Raw genomic sequence first — 18453 nt, 5'->3', positions numbered from 1 at the left:
GGTCGTCCCGATTGCCGGACCTTGGCTTCAGGCCCGGACCTCAAACACCATGTTGAACGGCGTTTCCGTGGCGCGCCGGAAATGCGTGAACCCGGCGTCGAGCGCGACCTTTCGAAGCTTCATTTCTCCGGCCTGCGCGCCGAGCCCGAGCCCCACCTCCTGGGAGAGTGACGCCGGCGTGCAGATCATCGTCGACGCGCCGTAATAGACGCGGCCGACCGGGTTGAGATTGTCCTTGAGATGGTCATGAGCAAAGGGCTCGACGATCAGCCACGTCCCGTTCGGCCCAAGCGTTTCCTTGACATGCCGGCCGGCGCCGACCGGATCGCCCATGTCGTGAAGGCAGTCGAACATGGCGACCATGTCATAGCCGCGCCCCGGAAATTCCGCCGCAGAGCCCTGCTCGAAGGTCACGCGGTCCGATACACCCGCATCTTTCGCGGCGGCCTTTGCTCTTTCGATCGACGGGCCGTGATAGTCGAAGCCGGTAAAGCGGGAGGCGGGATAGGCCTGCGCCATCAGGATGGTCGATGCCCCATGACCGCAGCCGACATCGGCGACACTGGCGCCGGTCTTGAGCTTTTCTTCGACCCCGCCAAGGGCCGGAATCCATTCATTGACGAGATGGCTGTTATAGCCCGGACGAAAGAACCGCTCGGTTCCGCGAAAGAGGCAGGTGCTGTGCTCGTGCCAGCCGAGACCCTTGCCGGTCCGGAAGGCATCGGCGACCTTGGGCTCGTCCATCCACATGGATTGGACGACCTCGAAGGCGCCGACGAAGAAGGCGGGGCTGTTTTCCTCGGCAAACACCATCGCCTGCTCAGGCGTCAGGCTGAAACGATCGGTCTTTTCATCGTAGGCGACATAGTCCGCGGCCGCCTGGGCGCTCAGCCATTCCCTGAGATATCGCTCCTTTATCCCTGTCTTCTTGGCAAGATCCTGGACGCTCATCGGCGTTCCGTCGGCCATTGCCTTGTAGATTCCGACCTGGTCGCCAAGCACGACCAGGGCCCCTGACATGGCGGCGCCGACGTCCCCAACAAGACGACCGACAAGCGCATCGAGTTTTTGCATATCTGGCTCACGCATTGTTACCTCCCGGGTGCGTGATAAAGGTAAGTTAAATTAGACTTTAATAATATTCAGTCAATCAACTTGGTCGTTCGATAGATGAGCGTCGAGTATTAAAGGTCGAAAGAATGGAATAGGCGTGCCCATTCCAGGGCTCACAACATGCTGTGCCGTCATGCACCTGCTCTCATCGTCGCTTGTATCGAGATTACGTTTTCAATAAAATCTCCCCGAGGCAGAATCACACTTTTGATGCAAGGTTATTGTTTTGTGTCTATCTTCCGCTCAATGCCGCGCTGCTCGTGCCCTTTTGGCATGGTCTCAGGACGATCTGTCTTCGGCCTCGAAAGTCGCCAAGGCGACGATCGCTAATTTCGAGGCCGGCAAGCGCTCTCCCTACGAACGAACGCTTCAGGATATGAAGCACGCCCTGGAAGGTGCAGGTGTGATTTTCATCCCCGAAAATGGCGGGGGTGCGGGCGTTCGCCTGGCAAAACGCGCCGATGCCTCGATCGACACGAATGAGACCGAGACGGTTCAATATGAAGAATATCTCAAAAACGACGCACCGCCCGGTGCAGGTGGCTGAATGATGGTGAAAAAAGAAAAGCTCGAACACTCCGAACTGGCAGGAGAATTCACCGATGACGGGATCACCGTACTCGTCGATATCTTCCGCACATCGGGCAGCAATGAAGACTGGACGATGGAAGTGGTCACGCAGGCGGAAGATCTGATCCGCTGGGACGAGCCATTTGCGACTGACCGGGATGCCTTCGACGAATTCCTGGCCGTGGTCGCGCGCGACGGCATTCGATCGTTTCTCGAAGACGAAGAGCCATCCGTGCATTGAGGGTATCCCGTGAAAAGCATCAATGATCTCGTCGCATCGGCGAAAACCGTCTGCGATCGATACCGGGCCGGGCGGATGGAGCGCGAGACCGTGCGGGAATGGGTTCTCGGACTTGGCGCTTATCCATCGCCGCATGGCGACCGCGTGCGCGAAGCGGCAGAATGGTTCCGTTTGCACAATCGCGAGCCTGTTTCGGAAGACATCGTGCTGGTGGACATCGACCGGCTCAAGGCGATTTCAGCGCCCTGAGCCAAGGACAAGCTAGCCGCAAGGGCTCGCCATATCCGATCGCCGCCAGTCATTGCCAGACCGTTCGATGCGGGACGGATCGCAGCAGTGCCGGCGCTGTTTTGCGGTTGCCTCGCCGCCTCGATCCGGACTGGCGCAATTACGCCGTTACTAGGCGGCGTAGGACCAATGACGATCACGCGCCTTATGCATAATACCCTCATCGCAGCTTCCATGCGGAGCGGTCGGGGGGTTCCGCTGCTTCGGCAAATGTGACACTCCTTACCAGGCTGACATGGCTCCTGCATCTCACGCGCGAAGCGTACGTCAAGCGCGGTTAGGGCATTTTAATTCGTGCGATAAATAGAAGGAACAGCACGTGGCAGCATTTCCGGAAAAGGCAAAGGTCGTCATCATCGGGCTCGGCGGTATCGTCGGCGCCTCCATCGCGCATCATCTCGTCGAGCGGGGATGGGACGACATCGTCGGCATCGATAAGTCGGGCATCCCGACCGATATCGGCTCGACAGCCCATGCCTCGGACTTCTGTTACACCACGAGCCACGACTATCTGTCGGTCTGGACCACGCAATATTCGATCGATTTCTACGAGAAGATGGGCCACTACGCCCGCATCGGCGGCCTCGAAGTGGCGCGCACCGGCGACGATTCCTGGATGGAGGAAATCAAGCGCAAGCTATCCTCGGCACGCGCTTTCGGCACGCGCGCTCATTATGTCAGCCCTTCCGAGATCAAGGAGAAGTTCCCGCTGATCGAGGAAGATCAGGTGATGGGCGGCCTTTACGATCCGGATGCCGGCCTCGTCATTCCGCGCTCGCAGACCGTTGCCGGCAAGCTGGTCGATGCCGCCGAAAAGGCCGGCAAGCTTAAGGTGTTCGGCAACACGCCGGCGAAGTCGCTGATCGTCGAAGGCGGTCGCATCAAGGGCGTCGTCACCCATCGCGGCACGATCATGGCCGACCACGTCATCGTCTGCGCCGGCCTCTGGGGGCGCCTGATCGCGGAGATGGTCGGCGAAGACCTGCCAGTCATGCCGGTCGACCACCCGCTCACCTTCTTCGGTCCGTATAATGAATTCGAAGGCACCGGCAAGGAAATCGGCTTCCCGCTGCTGCGCGACCAGGGCAACTCCGCCTATATGCGCGATACCGGCGACCCGGCGACGACGGAGGGCGGCCAGATCGAGTGGGGCTATTACGAAACGACCAATCCACGCATGTGCCATCCGCGCGATCTTCTCGAAAAACACGAAGCGCGCCTTTCGCCCTCGCAGCGCGATCTCGAGATGGAACAGATCATCGAGCCACTCGAGCGCGCCATGGAACTGACGCCGATCCTCGGCGAACTCGGCTATAACGAAGGTCACTCCTTCAACGGCCTGCTGCAAGTATCGGCCGGCGGCGGCGCATCCTGCGGCGAGAGCCAGAAGGTGCGCGGTCTCTGGTATTGCGTTGCCATCTGGGTCAAGGACGGCCCAGGCTATGGCAAGCTGATCGCCGACTGGATGACCGATGGCCGTACCGAGATCGATCACAACAGCATCGACTACGCCCGCTTCTATCCGCATCAGTTGACGGAAGAGTTCATCGAGGGCCGCTGCTACGAAGCCGCCCAGAAGATCTATTTCCCGGCTGTTCACACCCGCGAACCCTATGCATCCGGCCGCAACGCCAAACGCTCGCCCTTCTACGAGCGCGAAAAGGAGCTTGGCGGCTACTTCATGGAACTTGGCGGCTGGGAACGTGCGCACGGCTACGCCGCCAACGAGCACCTTCTGGAGAAATACGCCGACCGCGTCCCGGTCCGCGAGAATGAATGGGACAGCCGCCATTTCTGGCGCGTGTCGAATGCCGAGCATCTGGCAATGAGCGAGGATTGCGGCATCGTCAATCTCAGCCACTTCCACATGGTCGATATCGAGGGACCTGACCATGTCGAGCTGATGGAATGGCTGTGCGCCGCCAAGGTCGGCGGCGATGCCAACATCGGCAAGGGCATTTACACCCACTTCCTCGACGACGAAGGCATGGTCCGCGCTGACTTCACCGTCTTCCGCATGGCTGATCGATGCCGCCTCGTCAACGGCGCCGATGCCGGCCCGCGCGACCTGCACTATATGAAGCGCGTCGCCGAAGACCGCGGCCTTGACGTGACCATCACCGACGTCTCGGAAAAATTCGTGACGATCGGCATCTGGGGTCCGAACGCGCGCGACACGCTGAAGAAGGCCGTGGCCGATCCGGCCGGGCTCGATCAGGAAAACTTCGCCTTTGCGGCGATCAAGCCGATCGAAATCGCCGGTAAGCCCATCACCGCCTTCCGCATCTCCTATGTCGGCGAGCAGGGCTGGGAACTGCACATGAAGTACGAAGACGGCCTCGCCGTCTGGGATGCGCTCCGCTCGACCGGCGTGATGGCCTTCGGCGTCGAGACCTATGCAAACTCGCGCCGCATGGAAAAGAGCCTGCGCCTTCAGAACGCCGATCTCCTGACCCAGTACAACCTGATCGAAGCCGATCTTGCCCGTCCGAAGGTCAAGGAAGCCGATTTCCGCGGCAAGGCAAAACATCTGGAATACAAGGCGCGCGAGCACCAGCCAGCCATGCTCTGCACCCTTGTGATGACCGAGAACACCGACAAATCGGGCGTGAAGCGTTATCCCGTCGGCAGCATGCCGGTTATCGATCCCTCAACGGGAGAGGTTCTGGTCGACGAGCTTGGCCGTCGGTCCTACACGACCTCGGTCGCCTACGGCCCAACGGTCGGAAAGAACATCGCCTTGGCCTATCTGCCCTGGTCGCATTGCCAGGTCGGACGCAGGCTGAATGTCGAGTATTTTGCCGAGACTTATCCGGTCGAGGTTGTCGGCGTCGGGTACAAGCCGATCTACGACCCCGAAAATCTGAAGCCGCGCAGCTAAGCACATCGGCCCGAAATCGGATTCGATTTTCGGAAAGTAACAATGTGAGGATTGAAAGTGTTACAGCGCCGTGCGTCTAAAGGACGCGCGGCGCTGTAAGCGCTCAAGCGCTTGTGGCGCCGCAAGGATGGGGCGCCACCAAGATGAGGTTGAGCCGCTTGGTCAAAACAACGAGAAATCTCGGCGTTCGTGCCACTCCATTGTGTGCGGAACTGTACGTCGCCGGAGATTTCGAACAGGACAAGGGCGCGCGGGCGAGGCCCACACCCTCCCTCGGGTAAAGGTTGCAAGACCCTCGCCGAACAGACCGGTTGTTACATAGAAACAGTCATTTGACATCTCTGTAGCGACCGGCAATGCTGACCTACCAGTCTTCCAAATGCATCCGGGCGACGTCATTCGGCAAGGGAAAGTGGGTCATGACAGCTTCCAGAATTCTTCGGCCAATGATCGCCATGGCGGTTCTGGCAGCACTCGGCATCCTGCTCTGGTTTGCAACACGCCCGCCGCCGCTCATCGTCCAAGGCGAGGTCTCCGCCAATCGGGTCGATATCAGCCCGCGTGTCTCCGGCCGTATTGCCAAGCTCAATGTCGATGTCGGCGACAATGTCGAGGCGGGCAGTGTCATCGCCGCGCTTGAAAGCCCCGAACTGACGGCGGCACTTCATATGTCACAAGCCGCCCTTTCCGTTTCGCAAGCCGATCTTGCCCGTGTCAACAGCACGCGTCCCGAGACGATCGATGCCGCCAACGCCGAACTTGCTGCGCCCGTCGCGGATGTGACCCTCTACCAGGAAGAGTCTGCGCGTCAGGCCAGGCTGATCACCACCGGCGCCTCGACCCAAGCTCAGGCGGACCAGGCGGCCCGCAATCTTGAAGCAGCGATTCGCAAGCGCGAATCCGCCGAGGCCAATGTGCGGCTAGCGGTCGCCGGCTCCAGCAAGGAGGAGAAGGCGCTTGCCGCCGCGCAGGTGGAACAGACGCGCGCCTCGCTCGATCAGCAGCAGGTCAATGTTTCCGAGTTGACGATCCATGCGCCGATCTCCGGGCAGGTCACGACGCGGGTTGCCGAACTCGGCGAGAATTTCAGCGCCGGCGCGCCACTCTTTTCGATTATCGATCTCCAGAACCCCTGGTTCACGTTCAACCTGCGCGAGGATCTGCTGAAGGGCCTGAAGGTCGGGGACAATTTCGATGTCGCCGTGCCGGCAATCGGCCCCGACAAGATCGCGGTCAAGGTGACCATGATCAATGCACAGGGACAGTACGCGACCTGGCGGGCGACGCGGGCGACCGGCGATTTCGATCTCAGGACGTTCGAGGTGCGCGCCGTTCCGGTAAAAGCGGTGGACGGCCTGCGGCCCGGCATGAGCGTCATCGCCGCCTGGTCGGAGCGTTGAAATGACGCCGCGCGGGCGCGTGCACCCGGGTTTCCTTCTCGTCTTCGCACGGGAGTTCCACTGGTTTCGCCGCCGGCCGTTCCTCCTGTTCCTGACGACGGTCCTGCCACTGCTGCTGATGGGCCTTCTGGCTGCGGTTTTCAGCGCAGGTCTGGCAACCCGCCTGCCGATCGCCGTGCTCGATCAGGACGGCACCAATCTGTCGCGCCAGATCATCCGCATGGTCGACGCCAGCCAGGATACGTCGGTCGCGCTTGCCGTCAGCGACCTCGCCGAAGGCCGGCAGCTCATCCTCTCCGGCGAGGTTCACGGCTTGCTGATGCTCCCGCGCAATCTCGAGCGCGACGTATTGTCCGGCCGCCGGCCGGAAGTGGTGTTCTTCTACAACAGCCAGACGATGACGACCGGCAATCTGGTGCTGCGTGGCGTCAACGCCGCCGTGCCGACGGTGGCTGCGGGCATCAGATTGTCGTTGCGCACCGCCCAGGGAGAGCCGGTCGACGCCGCACAGGCCGCTCTCGCTCCCGTTCCGGTACAGGTGAACCCGCTCTTCAACCCCACCCTCAACTATGCCCATTTCCTTCTTGCCGCCCTGATGCCCAGCGTGCTGCAGGTGGTGATCATCACGACGATGGCCTATTCGCTCGGCCTCGACGTCGAGAGCCGCCACCGGCTGCGTATCCTCCGACGGTTGGGCGGCGGGCTGGGGCCGGCGCTGGCGGGCAAGATCCTGCCCTATACGCTGATCTTTCTCGCCGTGCTCGGCATCGCCGATCTGGTCCTCTTCGATCTTCTCGACATGCCGCTGCGCGGCAATCGCGCCCTGCTGCTGATGGCCGGCACCCTGTTTATCCTGGCAAGCCAGTTCATCGGCGTGCTGCTGGCGCTGTTGCTGCGGCCGATGGCGAGCGCCATCAGCATCGGCTCGCTGCTAGCCGCGCCCGCCTTCGGCTTCATGGGCATCGGTTTCCCGAGGATTGGGATGAACGACTTCGCCTATTATTACGGCCAGATGATCCCCGGCACATGGTACCTGATGGCAAGGATCGACCAGACGATCCGCGGCACGCCGCTCGATCTGTCGTGGAAGCCGATCCTCGTGCTGCTCTTCCTCGTCGTCCTGCTTGCATCCGTCACCGTGCTGCGGCTGGAGACGATGAGATCGAGGAACAGGCGCGAGGCATCGGCACTGCGGGAGGCCACCCGATAAACGGCGTGCTGGCGACCTGCCGCATCGAATTGCAGCGCATCCTGTCGCTGCGGCCGGCATTCTCCGTGCTCATTCTGGCGGCCTGCATCTATGCCGCCCTCTATCCCCAGCCCTACCGGGGCGAGGCCCTGCGCGACGTGCCGATCGCCCTCGTCGATCTCGACGGCACCGACAGCAGCCGCCAGTTCGCCCGCCGCGTCGATGCCTCGGCCGATGTGTCCATCGGCGCCGAACTGCCCGACGAGCCAAGCGCCGAGCGCGAGGTCTTCGGCCGCCAGCTCTACGGCATCCTCGTCATCCCGAAATATTTCGAGCGCGACCTGCTGCACGGACGACCCTCGCCCGTGGCGCTCTATGCCGATGCCAGCTACTTCCTGATCTATTCGCGCATCTCCGGCGGCGTCTCGGCCGTCGCCAAGACTTTCGGCGCCGAGGTCGAGACTGCAAGGCTGGTCGCCATGCATGTCGATCCTGCCGTCGCCGCTGCGGCTTCCGACCCGATGCCGCTGACGACGGTGCCGCTCTTCAACCCTCAGGGGGGCTATGCCACCTATCTCCTGCCCGCCGCCTTTGTTCTCCTTCTGCAGCAGATGCTCCTGATCGGCGTCGGCCTGCTCGGAACGCTGCGAAACGACGGGCTCGCCGGCTCACCGGCCGGCGCTCTCGCAACCGTGCTCGGCAAGCTGCTCGCCTACCTCGTCCTGGAGGCGGTGGTGCTGCCCTTCTATCTGATCGTGCTGCCTTATCTCTACGACATTCCAAGGCTCGGGGGACCGCTCATCATCTTCGCCGTCTCGCTGCCCTTCGTGCTTTCCGTCAGCGCGCTCGGCATGGTCGTCGCGGCATTGTTCCGCAACCCCCTGACCGTCCAGCTGGTGTTTGCGGCGATCGGCATCCCCTTCCTGTTTCTCGCTGGCTTTTCCTGGCCGACCGAGGCGATGCCGAAGGCGCTGCAATATCTGGCGCTCCTGGTTCCCAGCAGTTCCGCCATCAACGGAATCGTATCGGTATCGCAGCTCGGGGCGCCGCTGAGCGACGTCCGCACGCCGTTTCTGACGCTCTGGGCGCTGGCGCTATTTTACGGTTGCCTCGCGGTCGGATTGGAAGTCAGGATGCGGCGAAGCCACCATTAGAATTCTAGAGTGAAGCATGATGTTGACCGAAAACCGCTCACACCTTTCGGCATCATGCTCCAGCAAGTGGACAGTCGATGCTTGATAATGTCACATGGTCCGGAGTGCTTGCCGATCCTGTCGTCCAGGCCGGGACGTTGGCCGTGGTCGGCGCGATCGTCACGCGCATAGCGCTTCGACCCTTCCCGAGCTGGAAGCTTGCCGGCCAGGTGTTCTTCTTCGCGGCGCTGACCGTCCTGCTGCTCTATCACGACATCGTGCCCTACGAAGTCGGGCCGGCGCCGGCTTCGACCTTCGAACGTGTCTTCATCGCCCTTGCCAAGGTGGTCTGGTGGATCAATGCCGCCTGGGCGCTGATCGCCTTCGTCCGCGTCTTCCTGATCTTCGAGCGCCAGCCGAGAGAAGGTCGCCTCGTTCAGGATCTGGTCATCGGCCTGATCTATCTCGGCGCGATCCTCTCTGTGGTCGCCTATGTCTTCAGCTTCCCCGTCGGCACGCTGATCGCCACCTCAGGCGTCTTTGCCATCATCCTCGGCCTTGCGATGCAGAGCACCTTGAGCGACGTTTTTTCCGGCATCGCGCTCAATCTCGGCCGGCCCTATACGATCGGCGACTGGATCGTACTGAATGACGGCGTCGAAGGCCGCGTCGTCGAAACCAACTGGCGCTCCACCCATCTCCTGAACGGTTCTAACGACCTGGTGGTGCTGCCCAACAGCTTTCTGGCCAAGGTCGGGCTGACCAATCTCAGCAGCCCCGATCGCAGTCACGGCGCCTCACTGACGGTCCGGGTCGTGCCGACGATCGGGCCGTCGGCGATCATCGAGGTCATGCGCGCCGTGCTTTTGAGCAGCGACTCGATCCTGACCGAACCGAAACCCGGGGTGCAGATCAAATCGCTGACATCAGATGCAATGGAGGTGGAACTCTCCTTCCGCGTCAGGGATATCGGCCAGGCGGGGCCGGCGAAGAACGAGATATTCGATCTGATCTACCGTCATATCAAGGCCGCAGGCCTCACCTTGGCACGACCGCTCGACGCCGCCGGCCCACCGCCCGAGCAGTTGCAGTCGGAGGAGATGACAAAGCCGCACCGGCCGACGCCGCTCAAGCTTCTCGACGCCATCCCGCTGTTTTTCTCGCTGACCGAGGACGAGAAGGAGACGCTCGCAGGCTCGATGACCCGGCGGACCTACAAGAAGGATGCCATCCTCATCGAGCAGGGCGATACGGTCGCATCGCTGATGATCGTGCGCAGCGGCGCCCTCGTCGCCACCCGCCAGGAAGGCCATAAGGAAATCGAACTCGGCCGGCTGGCGCCGGGCGATTATTTCGGCGAAAGCGGGCTGCTGATTGGCGTCGGCGAGGCGGCCAGCCTGCGGGCGTTGACCTTCGTCGTCGTCTACGAGATTGCCCAGGCAAGCCTGACGCCGCTGCTGCACGACCGGCCCGGCATCGCCGAAGAGCTTGCCGCCACTTTGTCGCGCCGCATCGAGACCGGCCAGCACTCCTTCGCGCCCGAAGGCGCCACGCTGAATGGCCGTTCGATGAGCTCGCTTGTCACGCGCATCCGTCATCTGTTCCAGGTGCCGCAGTAGCGCTCCAGGGCAATGGTCACCGAGGCCTTTCACAGCTGGGATCATATCCCGCTTCAATGCCAACCCCGAGAATGAGGTTCGCTCCGTCCCGGCGAACGAGGAGCTGATGGCTTGCTACGTTTCGCCCAGCACGGCCCGGCAGGAGGTTGGCAAGGCGCTAGGGGCCTCACTTGAACGCGCAGAGAAAAAGCGGGTACTCCTTCGGTTGGACCGCTCACCCCTTTTAGAAGCCATGGACTATCGGGCTGGTCGTTGACAGGACGTCTATCGCGCAACGCGCTTGTAGAAACAACCAACTCATCATATATGACATTATAAGTAACTTTATCGATCATATCTGGGATGACTGCTATGGGATCGCCCAAATCAAAACCTGCCCTCCAAAGGCTCGGACACGACGTCCGCGGCGCTCGTTTGCGGCGCGGCATCGCCGTGGCCGATCTGGCGGTGCGGGCGGGCACGTCGCCGAGCACCGTCGCGCGCTTGGAAAAGGGAGATCCTGGTGTCGGGATCGGCACGCTCGCCGATGTTCTCGTTGTGCTTGGCCTTGTCGACCGGTTGGCCGACCTGGTCGACATCCGGAAAGACGATCTGGGTCTGGCGTTGACCGCCGAACGCCAGCCACGTCGCGGACGGTCTTTTGCGACTACGCTGCGCAGGCAGAGGGCCAAGGGTAAGACGGCACAGGGGGATCCGGATGTCGTTGATCCAGACGGCGCTTCATTCTGATGCCTGAGTTCAACGCCCATGTCGTTCTCGGCGAGAGCCTGACACCCGTTGGCCAGTTGCGTTTCACGCAGGCGGGGCCGCGGCAGTTCTCGACTTTTGCTTACGATCCGGCTTGGATCGAAAATCCTCGTGCCTTTGCCTTGCAGCCGACATTTCCCCTTGAAGCTGGGCCATTTCACACATCCGGCCAACCCGGAAATATGCGCGACGCATTGGCGGGCGTCTTCGCCGACGCTGCACCGGACAGTTGGGGCCGAAGGCTTCTCGAACGCACCTATGGCAATGGCCTTTCGGAGTTCGAATATTTGACGTTGTCCGATGATGCTTGCCGGCAGGGGGCGCTGCGATTTGTGGACGATGGCAGAAAAATCATCCGGGGCGGCGCGGCCGACGCCGTACCGCGTCTGGTCGATCTGGAGGCCATCACCGCCATCGCCCAGGCCTATGAGCAGGGCAAGGAGATATCCGCAGAGGATATGCAGGCGCTCGTCGGTGCGGGCGGTTCCGGCGGTGCGCGTCCTAAGGCCAATGTTCGGGATGGCGACACGCTCTGGCTCGCCAAGTTTACCTCGGTTCATGATCAGCATCCAATCGAATGCGTCGAGGTCGCCACGCTCCGCCTCGCCCGGGCTTGCGGGATCCGGACCCCCGAGGTCAGGCTCGAACTGGCTGACACGCCATTCCCGGTCGCTCTGATCAAGCGGTTCGATAGGCGCGGGCCTACGCGTGTTCCTTATATCTCGGCCCGCACTGCACTCGGCAAGACCGGAGCCGAACTCGGCTCCTATACGGAGATCGTCGACTTCATGCGAGCCAATGCCGCTGATCCGCAGGCCGATTTCCGTGAACTCTTTCTGCGCCTGATCTTCACCATCCTCGTGTCGAACAAGGATGACCATCTAAAGAATCACGGTTTCCTTTATGTAGGGGCCGGTCGCTGGCGACTGTCTCCGGTGTTCGATGTTAACCCCGCACCTGACCGCAATCCGCATCTCGAAACGTCAATTCTTGAGGGCGGTGCGCATGACCGGTCAATCCGTCTGGCCTTCGAAGCCTGCGAGTTCTTCGAAATGCACCAAACAGATGCGCGCCAGATGATCCGCGAGACGGCGCAGCAAATTTCGATGCAATGGCGAGATGCGCTTCGACACGTGGGCGTCTCCGGGCCGTTGGCGCGCGAGTATGAAGCCGCCTTCGTAAACGACCAGACTGAGATAGCGCTCGATATATAATTTCAGATATGCCCGATAAAGTCGAATATCTTGTCATATATGACATAGCTCTCTGATCTGGACTGTTGAATAAGGAAAATTGAGGGTCGTCGTGCGACCATGGACCGCCGATCATGGTACTAAAGGCCTTCTTGACAGCCCGCCATATTCCGTTCTCACAGTTCGGTGCGGGGTTTGGCCCGTCACCATTCTGTGGCACACTGACGGCGGCCACAATTGACGGGCTCATCATGACCTCAGAACGTTTCTCCGAGTGCCTGTTGCATATCCGCTGGACGCCAATCAACATTGCCTCGGCACTGCAATGCGAGCTGTCGTGGATTGAATCAATGGAGGCCGGCAACGAAGAAATTCCGAATGTTCTGGCAGTGGCTCGAAACACTGGCTCAAGCCCACGAAGCGCTTCCGCCGCCAACGACCTATCGCGGCCGGAGAGCATAGGAGTGACCAGCGAGACTGCCTAATGAACCTTAGCTTGCGCAACTCCTCGGCTGGTGACGCTGATCCACCACCTGTTCAAGGTATCGCAGCGGTCGCCTGAGCTATTTCCGTTGGAACTTCTTTCGCGCCGCCCGTGCCAGGCTCTCGGCGAGAATCAGCAGACAGCCGACGAGAAGCAGAGCAGCGGCTAGCAGTGCGTCGACGTGGACGAATTTCACCAGAACGCCGACGGCGGCGATTAGCAGCAGCGCCGCCAGCGCCAGCGCGCCGTCATCGATGAACATGCCGAAGAATTCCCTGAACGCGACCTTAAGAATATCCATCACGCGGCCACCTCGACAGGGGTGTCGAGATACTGGCGCAGCATCCGAACCGCGACGAAGGAGAAGGCGCCAAGCACGGCAAGGATCGCCAGAAGTGAAAGGTCGGCACCGGGCCAGTCGGCGCCGACGCCCTCGCCGACCCAGAACATGCCGAAGGCGCTGAGCAGCAGCCCAACGACAAATTTCAGGCTGTTCTCCGGAACCACCGAGAGCGGTTTGTGCACGAAGATGCCGATGATCAGCACCAGCAGGCAGGCCGCGGCGGCCCCAAGGCTGGCATAACCGATCATGCCGTGTCCGGCGCCGGTGGCGATGACGATGAACACCACTTCGATCCCCTCGAGCAGCACCGCCTTGAAAGCCGCGGTCCCTGCCAGGAAATTGGCACGGCGCTCGGCGGATTGGCGCCGCAGGCTATCGGTCTCGGTCGCGAAGGCCTTTTCCTCGTCGTGCAGCGCGATGAAGCCGGAGGCCCGCAGGATCGCCTTGCGCAGCCAGCGCAGGCCGAACAGGACGAGCAGCGTTCCGATCACGAACTGCATCAGCTCGATCGGAATAAGGGCGAGCAGCGGACCGAGCGCCAGTACGAGAAGAGCGAGAAGGGCGAGTGCAAGACCGGTGCCGATGAAGGCCGGACGCCAGCCCTGCGTGACGCCGACGGCGAGGATGATGGTGAAGGCTTCAACGACCTCGACGAAGGAGCCGAGAAACGCGGCCGTGACCGTCGAGGTGATCGTTGTCAAAGTTGTCATGGTTCTTGTCCGTTGTGCCCGGGGGAATCATGTATCGGCCTGAACTGCTATCTCTTCTTACCGTTTTCCGGCTTCGGCAACATCATCTGGCGCGCGGCTCGGAACGAATCGCTTTGAAATCAGCCAGCAGCCGAGCGCCCAGAGCGCGCCGGCGCACCATCCAGCCAAGACGTCAGTGGGGTAATGGACACCAAGATAGATGCGACTCAAACCGATGGTGACGGCGAGAAAGACGCCGGCGCCCATAACGAAAATTCGCGTCGACTGGTAACGCTGCGTTCGCGCCAGCAACGCGCCCAGCGTCAGATAGGTCACCGCTGAGACCATCGCGTGTCCGGAGGGAAAGCTGAGATCGCTGACTTCGACGAGATGCGGCACGATGTCGGGGCGCGGCCGGGCGACGAGGATCTTTAGCAGCGTGCTCGCCAGCCAGCCGGTCAACACCGAGGAAAAGACGAAGATCGCGATCGGCCAGCGCCGGTCGAGCAGAAGATAGACGGTGACGAGAACCGTCATCAGCGAGAGAACGGTGATACCGCCGAGGCTGGTGATATCGTCGACGGCATGGGTCAGCCAGCCGGGACCGATCGGCACGGCAAGTTCGCCCGGCCGTCGCAACGCCAGCAGGATCGCCTCGTCGAAGCGGAATGTCTCGCCCTCCAGAACTTCGCTTGTCAGTCGCTGGAGCAGGAACAGTCCACCGGCGATGGATGCCAGCGTAATGAGCGTCAGCGGCTCATAGGCGGTAAGCCGTGTCAAAAATCCCCGTCGTTGAACCTCACTCATACCTGCCGCAGAACTCCCCTTACATCATGTCGATCCTCGCCAGATTGGCAAGGCAAAGCCAGGATTCAAGACCTTGCTGCAATCAAGGACGCTGCCGAGAGGAGTTTTTCGGTTGGCGAGGCCAGCGGTGAAGCTCGTCAGACACCTGGCTGTCGGGTGCGGAAGTCGCCTGATATTCATAGCGAAGCCTTGGGCAGAAGATCGGCAAGCAACATCGGCAGATTTGTCGCTCCGACCTGGGTAAGCTTCGGATTTTTCGATATAAATTTCCTGGCAAACATCGGCAAACCATCAACAGGTTGCAAATTTCGAAGACCGGCAATCAACATGGGCAATTTTCTTGATCTAAGTATGTTAACCTCCTAATCATAATCATGTTTTCGAGATCAAAAGATCGGTCATACCTGTCGAGCGGCCGCGACGAGTACATGAACGCCTCGGAAGAGGCGAGCCAGCACGAAATACGCCTCACAAACTTGTCTCCGAGCTCGTTAAGCCGCGTCAAAAGTCCGCGTCGTCAAACCTCAGTCATGCCTGCCGTAGAACTCCCTTCAGATCATGTCGGCCCCGCGAGATCGGCAATCCTAAGCCAGGGTCAAGACCTTGCGACATGCAACGACGTTCCCGAGCGTGGATTTTCTGGTCGTTGATTTCGCCGGCCATAACTTCATTAAGACCACTGGCATGCCGCCAACGCCTGCGATACAAAGGCGATCATCGCTTTGAGAGCGCATGGTCTCCGCCCCATCAGCTCACGATCCCAATGCCTTGTTGATGGCCGCAATCAGCGCAGCTCCGGAAAATTGCTTCTGCAGATAGGCAACGCATCCCACCTTTTCCGCCTCCGCCTTCACGAAGGCGGTTTCCAGTGCCGTGATGAAAATCACCGGAAGGGTTGTCCCCTCGGCCTTCAGTCTGCGTTGCAGATCGATGCCGGACATGCCACTGAGGTCGATATCAAGGACAAGGCAGTCTATCGCCGTTTTGGGATCGCGAGCGAGAAAGGCCTCGGCGGATGCATACTCCTCGGCCAGAAAACCGTAGGCGTTGAGCAGCCGCCCGAGGCTGCGCCGTAGGCTTGCGTCATCATCGACGACAGCGACCGTGCGGCGAAGGTTCTCCACCTCATGCCCCCTCTTTCGAACATTTGAGAGATTAACGGTTGCCGATCAAATTAGGCCGCTTGGACGTCGATTGATATTGTCCTTAGGGGAAGGAGCCGATCACCCCACCGGTGATGCCATATCCCGGTCGATGAGGCCGATATTTGCGGCGATCGACACAGCCTCGGCCAGCGAGCGTACGCCAAGCTTATCCATGACCTGATGGCGATGGACCTTCACCGTCCGCTCCGAGATGCCGAGCGCATAAGCGATCTGCTTGTTGAGACGGCCGCGAATGAGGAACCGGAACACTTCGGCCTCGCGCGGACTGAGGCCCGCCACCAGCGTGCGCTGGGCTTGAAGGCGGTCGTGTTCGGCCAGCTGTCTTTCGTATTGAATGAGCGCCCGATCGATCGCCTCCATCAATACCGCCGTAGTCGAACTCTTCTCCAGAAAATCCTTGGCGCCCGCCTTCATCGCCTCAACGCTTGCCTTTATGTCTCCTTCCCCCGTGAGAAACACGACCGGCAGTAGCGGCGCCAGCTCGCACAGCCGGCGTTGGATCTGCAGGCCGGACTGGCCGGGCATCTGGAGGTCGAGGAGAACACAGCCCGGCTCGCAAGCGGAAAGGCCGGCGAGAAACTGGTCTCCGGATTCATAGGCTTCGACCTTGAGACCATGTGCGGCAAGCAGCCTTGCGGTCGCCGTCCGGTAGGATTTGTCGTCATCGACGATATGGATGACCGGTTTCATCTCGATCGCTCCGGCCTGCGGGCGAGCGGCAATGCCACCCGAAAGACCGCGCCGCCTTCCGGCCGATTGTCGGCACAGATGGTGCCGCCATAGGTCTCAACAATAGCGCGGGCTATCGAGAGACCGAGCCCCGTCCCCGCTTGTTTGGTGGTGTAGAATGGCTCGAAGATGCTGTTCAGCCTCTCCTTGGGGATGCCGTCGCCGGTGTCTGAGACCCGCAGCTCCACCTTCTCGTTCGCCAGTCCCGTTGCAAAGGTGAGCGTTCTCCCGGCCGGGAGGGCATCCAGCATGGAATCCATCGCGTTGGTCGCCAGATTGAGGATGACCTGCTGCACGTGAACCTTGTCGGCACGGACCGGCAATTTGCCGGGCAGCTGGGTTGATGTCAGCTTGATTCCGCGGCGTTCCGCCTCGCCATGAATGATGTGGATCGCGCTCGACGTGACATCGTTGAGGTCGAACTCCTGCCAATCGATCTCGTTTCTCTTCTTGAGCAATCCTCTCATCCGGCTGATGATATCGCCTGCACGCTGATCGTCCTCCTGGATGTCGAGAAGAATCTGCTGGATCAGTTCGTGGTCCGGCTTCTCGCTTCGAAGAAGTACCGACGCTGCCTCGGCATTGTTTCGAATGGCCGAGAGGGGCTGGTTCAGTTCGTGGGCAATCGACGAGGACAATGCTCCGGCTGTCGCTGACTGGTTGAGATGGACGGCTTCAAGCAGGTGCAAACGCGAGTTGCGCTCGGCGCGGCGACGGCGCCGCCGCTCGAGCAAGAGCACCGAGATGATGCTGGCCTGCGCCAGCACGAGGCCTCCCCCCGCCACCACCACGACCCAGTGCTCCTCCCAGAGGCTCCTCTCCTTGTGCATCTGGATCGTGCCCGGCGGCAGATCCTTTTCGGCGAGCCCCCAGCGCTGGAGTTGCCGGGCATCGGCGACATAGGTCTGCGGCGCTTCGAGATCCGACACCGGCTTACCGGCAATCGCATCGATGACGAGGTCGCCGACGGTGCGGCCCAGCGCTTCGAATGTGACGGTATTGCCGCCGACGACACCGTGGTCGATGTAGGTCTCGTAGGGTCCGTAGACGGGCGCGCTGGCGGTCGCTGCGATCTGCCCGATCGCGTCGCGCGGAATGAAGTTGCGCCCTTCCCGATCCTTGAAGACCGTCAATGCCAGGATGATGCTGTCAGGCGGCACACGGGATGCCCGCTCGACGAACTCGTCGATCGTCAGATCTTCCAGATAGGTCGTCTCGTAGGACTTCGAGAACTGCTCGAGAGCCGCGCGGGCAGTCGTCAACCATCCGCGGTCGAAGTCGGACGAACCGCCGACAATGTAGAGGTGGCGGGCATCGGGCTGCAGGCTGCGGGCCATTTCGGCCGTCTTCAGAATGTCGAATGTCGTGAAGGCTCCGATCACGTCATCCGGCAAGCTGATCTTCTCGGCGGTGGCTGTGCCGAAACCGGCGGCGACGATCTTTGCGCCAGGCGCGATCGTGCCGCGGTTCGCGGTGACGAAGCTCGCCGATTCCTTGCCGAGGGCGACGACTACGTCCGGGCGGCGCGGCGCGTATTTCTCGCCGAGATATCGTGCCATGCGCGCGACATGGTCACCTTCCGGAAACCGCGAGAGATCCAGGAACTCTGAAAACAGGTCGATCTTGCCGTTTGTCGCCTCCAGCAGTCGGCTCCGCAGCGCCTCTCCGGCAGCAGTCGTCGCCGCGATCCTCTCATCATAAGGATAAAGAACGAGGACCCGGGGAACCCGGTTGGCAATCGAGGTGTCGGAGGCTGAGGCATGGCGACTGGACAGACTTATGGCGACAACCGCCAACAAAAAGGCAGTGCAGCAAAATCGACCTGACCATTCGCCCAAGCCCATCTGCTTTCCCCCCAAAG

At 61.1% G+C, this 18453-nt stretch carries 18 protein-coding genes and 2 pseudogenes; 12 read left to right on the top strand and 8 right to left on the bottom strand.

Annotation, left to right across the window (positions count from 1 at the left end; all coding sequences use genetic code 11):
* Positions 1-27: 27 nt before the first annotated feature.
* Positions 28-1089, bottom strand: a complete 1062-nt coding sequence (locus tag RL_RS30970) for a class I SAM-dependent methyltransferase (RefSeq protein WP_011654990.1) — start codon at positions 1087-1089, stop codon at positions 28-30.
* Between the two features lie 250 nt (positions 1090-1339).
* On the opposite strand from RL_RS30970, the gene RL_RS30965 reads away from it, so the two are divergent.
* From RL_RS30965 to RL_RS38605, 12 genes and pseudogenes are all read left to right on the top strand, one after another.
* Positions 1340-1660, top strand: a complete 321-nt coding sequence (locus RL_RS30965; RefSeq protein WP_011654989.1) for a helix-turn-helix domain-containing protein — start codon at positions 1340-1342, stop codon at positions 1658-1660.
* 3 nt (positions 1661-1663) lie between these two features.
* Positions 1664-1924, top strand: coding sequence for a hypothetical protein (locus tag RL_RS30960; protein ID WP_003548716.1), 261 nt, complete (start codon positions 1664-1666; stop codon positions 1922-1924).
* Between the two features lie 9 nt (positions 1925-1933).
* Positions 1934-2173 (top strand): hypothetical protein, encoded by a 240-nt coding sequence (locus RL_RS30955; protein WP_009987796.1) that lies wholly within the window; start codon positions 1934-1936, stop codon positions 2171-2173.
* 114 nt (positions 2174-2287) lie between these two features.
* Positions 2288-2428: pseudogene (locus tag RL_RS40035) on the top strand (bifunctional methylenetetrahydrofolate dehydrogenase/methenyltetrahydrofolate cyclohydrolase); the annotation flags it as partial.
* 103 nt (positions 2429-2531) lie between these two features.
* Positions 2532-5093 (top strand): GcvT family protein, encoded by a 2562-nt coding sequence (locus RL_RS30950; RefSeq protein WP_011654986.1) that lies wholly within the window; start codon positions 2532-2534, stop codon positions 5091-5093.
* Positions 5094-5512: 419 nt separating this feature from the next.
* Positions 5513-6493, top strand: coding sequence for an HlyD family secretion protein (locus RL_RS30945; RefSeq protein ID WP_011654985.1), 981 nt, complete (start codon positions 5513-5515; stop codon positions 6491-6493).
* 1 nt (position 6494) lies between these two features.
* Positions 6495-7703, top strand: coding sequence for an ABC transporter permease (locus RL_RS30940; RefSeq protein ID WP_011654984.1), 1209 nt, complete (start codon positions 6495-6497; stop codon positions 7701-7703).
* A 5-nt stretch (positions 7704-7708) separates the two neighbouring features.
* Complete coding sequence (locus RL_RS30935; RefSeq protein ID WP_011654983.1) at positions 7709-8836, top strand: ABC transporter permease; 1128 nt, start codon at positions 7709-7711, stop codon at positions 8834-8836.
* Positions 8837-8913: 77 nt separating this feature from the next.
* The gene (locus tag RL_RS30930) at positions 8914-10434 is read left to right on the top strand and encodes a cyclic nucleotide-binding domain-containing protein (RefSeq protein WP_011654982.1); all 1521 of its coding nucleotides are present in this window, start codon (positions 8914-8916) and stop codon (positions 10432-10434) included.
* Between the two features lie 351 nt (positions 10435-10785).
* Positions 10786-11163, top strand: coding sequence for a helix-turn-helix domain-containing protein (locus RL_RS30925; protein WP_041936895.1), 378 nt, complete (start codon positions 10786-10788; stop codon positions 11161-11163).
* Positions 11163-12395: a type II toxin-antitoxin system HipA family toxin gene (locus tag RL_RS30920; protein ID WP_011654980.1), complete on the top strand. Its 1233-nt coding sequence runs from the start codon at positions 11163-11165 to the stop codon at positions 12393-12395. The genes RL_RS30925 and RL_RS30920 overlap by 1 nt, the downstream gene beginning before the upstream one ends.
* A 230-nt stretch (positions 12396-12625) precedes the next feature.
* Positions 12626-12836: pseudogene (locus RL_RS38605) on the top strand (hypothetical protein).
* A gap of 101 nt (positions 12837-12937) precedes the next feature.
* On the opposite strand, the gene RL_RS30915 reads toward RL_RS38605, so the two are convergent.
* From RL_RS30915 to RL_RS30890, 7 genes are all read right to left on the bottom strand, one after another.
* Positions 12938-13162 (bottom strand): hypothetical protein, encoded by a 225-nt coding sequence (locus tag RL_RS30915; protein WP_011654978.1) that lies wholly within the window; start codon positions 13160-13162, stop codon positions 12938-12940.
* Positions 13159-13911 (bottom strand): COG4280 domain-containing protein, encoded by a 753-nt coding sequence (locus tag RL_RS30910; RefSeq protein WP_011654977.1) that lies wholly within the window; start codon positions 13909-13911, stop codon positions 13159-13161. Before RL_RS30910 ends, RL_RS30915 begins: the two co-directional genes overlap by 4 nt.
* A gap of 57 nt (positions 13912-13968) precedes the next feature.
* Positions 13969-14697, bottom strand: coding sequence for a phosphatase PAP2 family protein (locus tag RL_RS30905; RefSeq protein WP_011654976.1), 729 nt, complete (start codon positions 14695-14697; stop codon positions 13969-13971).
* A gap of 176 nt (positions 14698-14873) precedes the next feature.
* On the bottom strand, positions 14874-15026 hold the full coding sequence (locus tag RL_RS40305; RefSeq protein ID WP_165422434.1) for a hypothetical protein: 153 nt from the start codon (positions 15024-15026) through the stop codon (positions 14874-14876).
* Between the two features lie 423 nt (positions 15027-15449).
* A complete protein-coding gene (locus tag RL_RS30900) occupies positions 15450-15821 on the bottom strand; it encodes a response regulator transcription factor (protein ID WP_011654974.1) in 372 nt (123 codons plus the stop codon).
* Between the two features lie 99 nt (positions 15822-15920).
* The gene (locus RL_RS30895; RefSeq protein ID WP_011654973.1) at positions 15921-16553 is read right to left on the bottom strand and encodes a response regulator transcription factor; all 633 of its coding nucleotides are present in this window, start codon (positions 16551-16553) and stop codon (positions 15921-15923) included.
* Positions 16550-18436, bottom strand: a complete 1887-nt coding sequence (locus RL_RS30890) for a sensor histidine kinase (RefSeq protein WP_041936894.1) — start codon at positions 18434-18436, stop codon at positions 16550-16552. The genes RL_RS30895 and RL_RS30890 overlap by 4 nt, the downstream gene beginning before the upstream one ends.
* Positions 18437-18453 lie beyond the last annotated feature (17 nt).

It is taken from the genome of Rhizobium johnstonii 3841 (genome assembly GCF_000009265.1).
Lineage (GTDB): Bacteria > Pseudomonadota > Alphaproteobacteria > Rhizobiales > Rhizobiaceae > Rhizobium > Rhizobium acaciae.
This window is presented reverse-complemented; position numbering and strand designations above follow the sequence as displayed.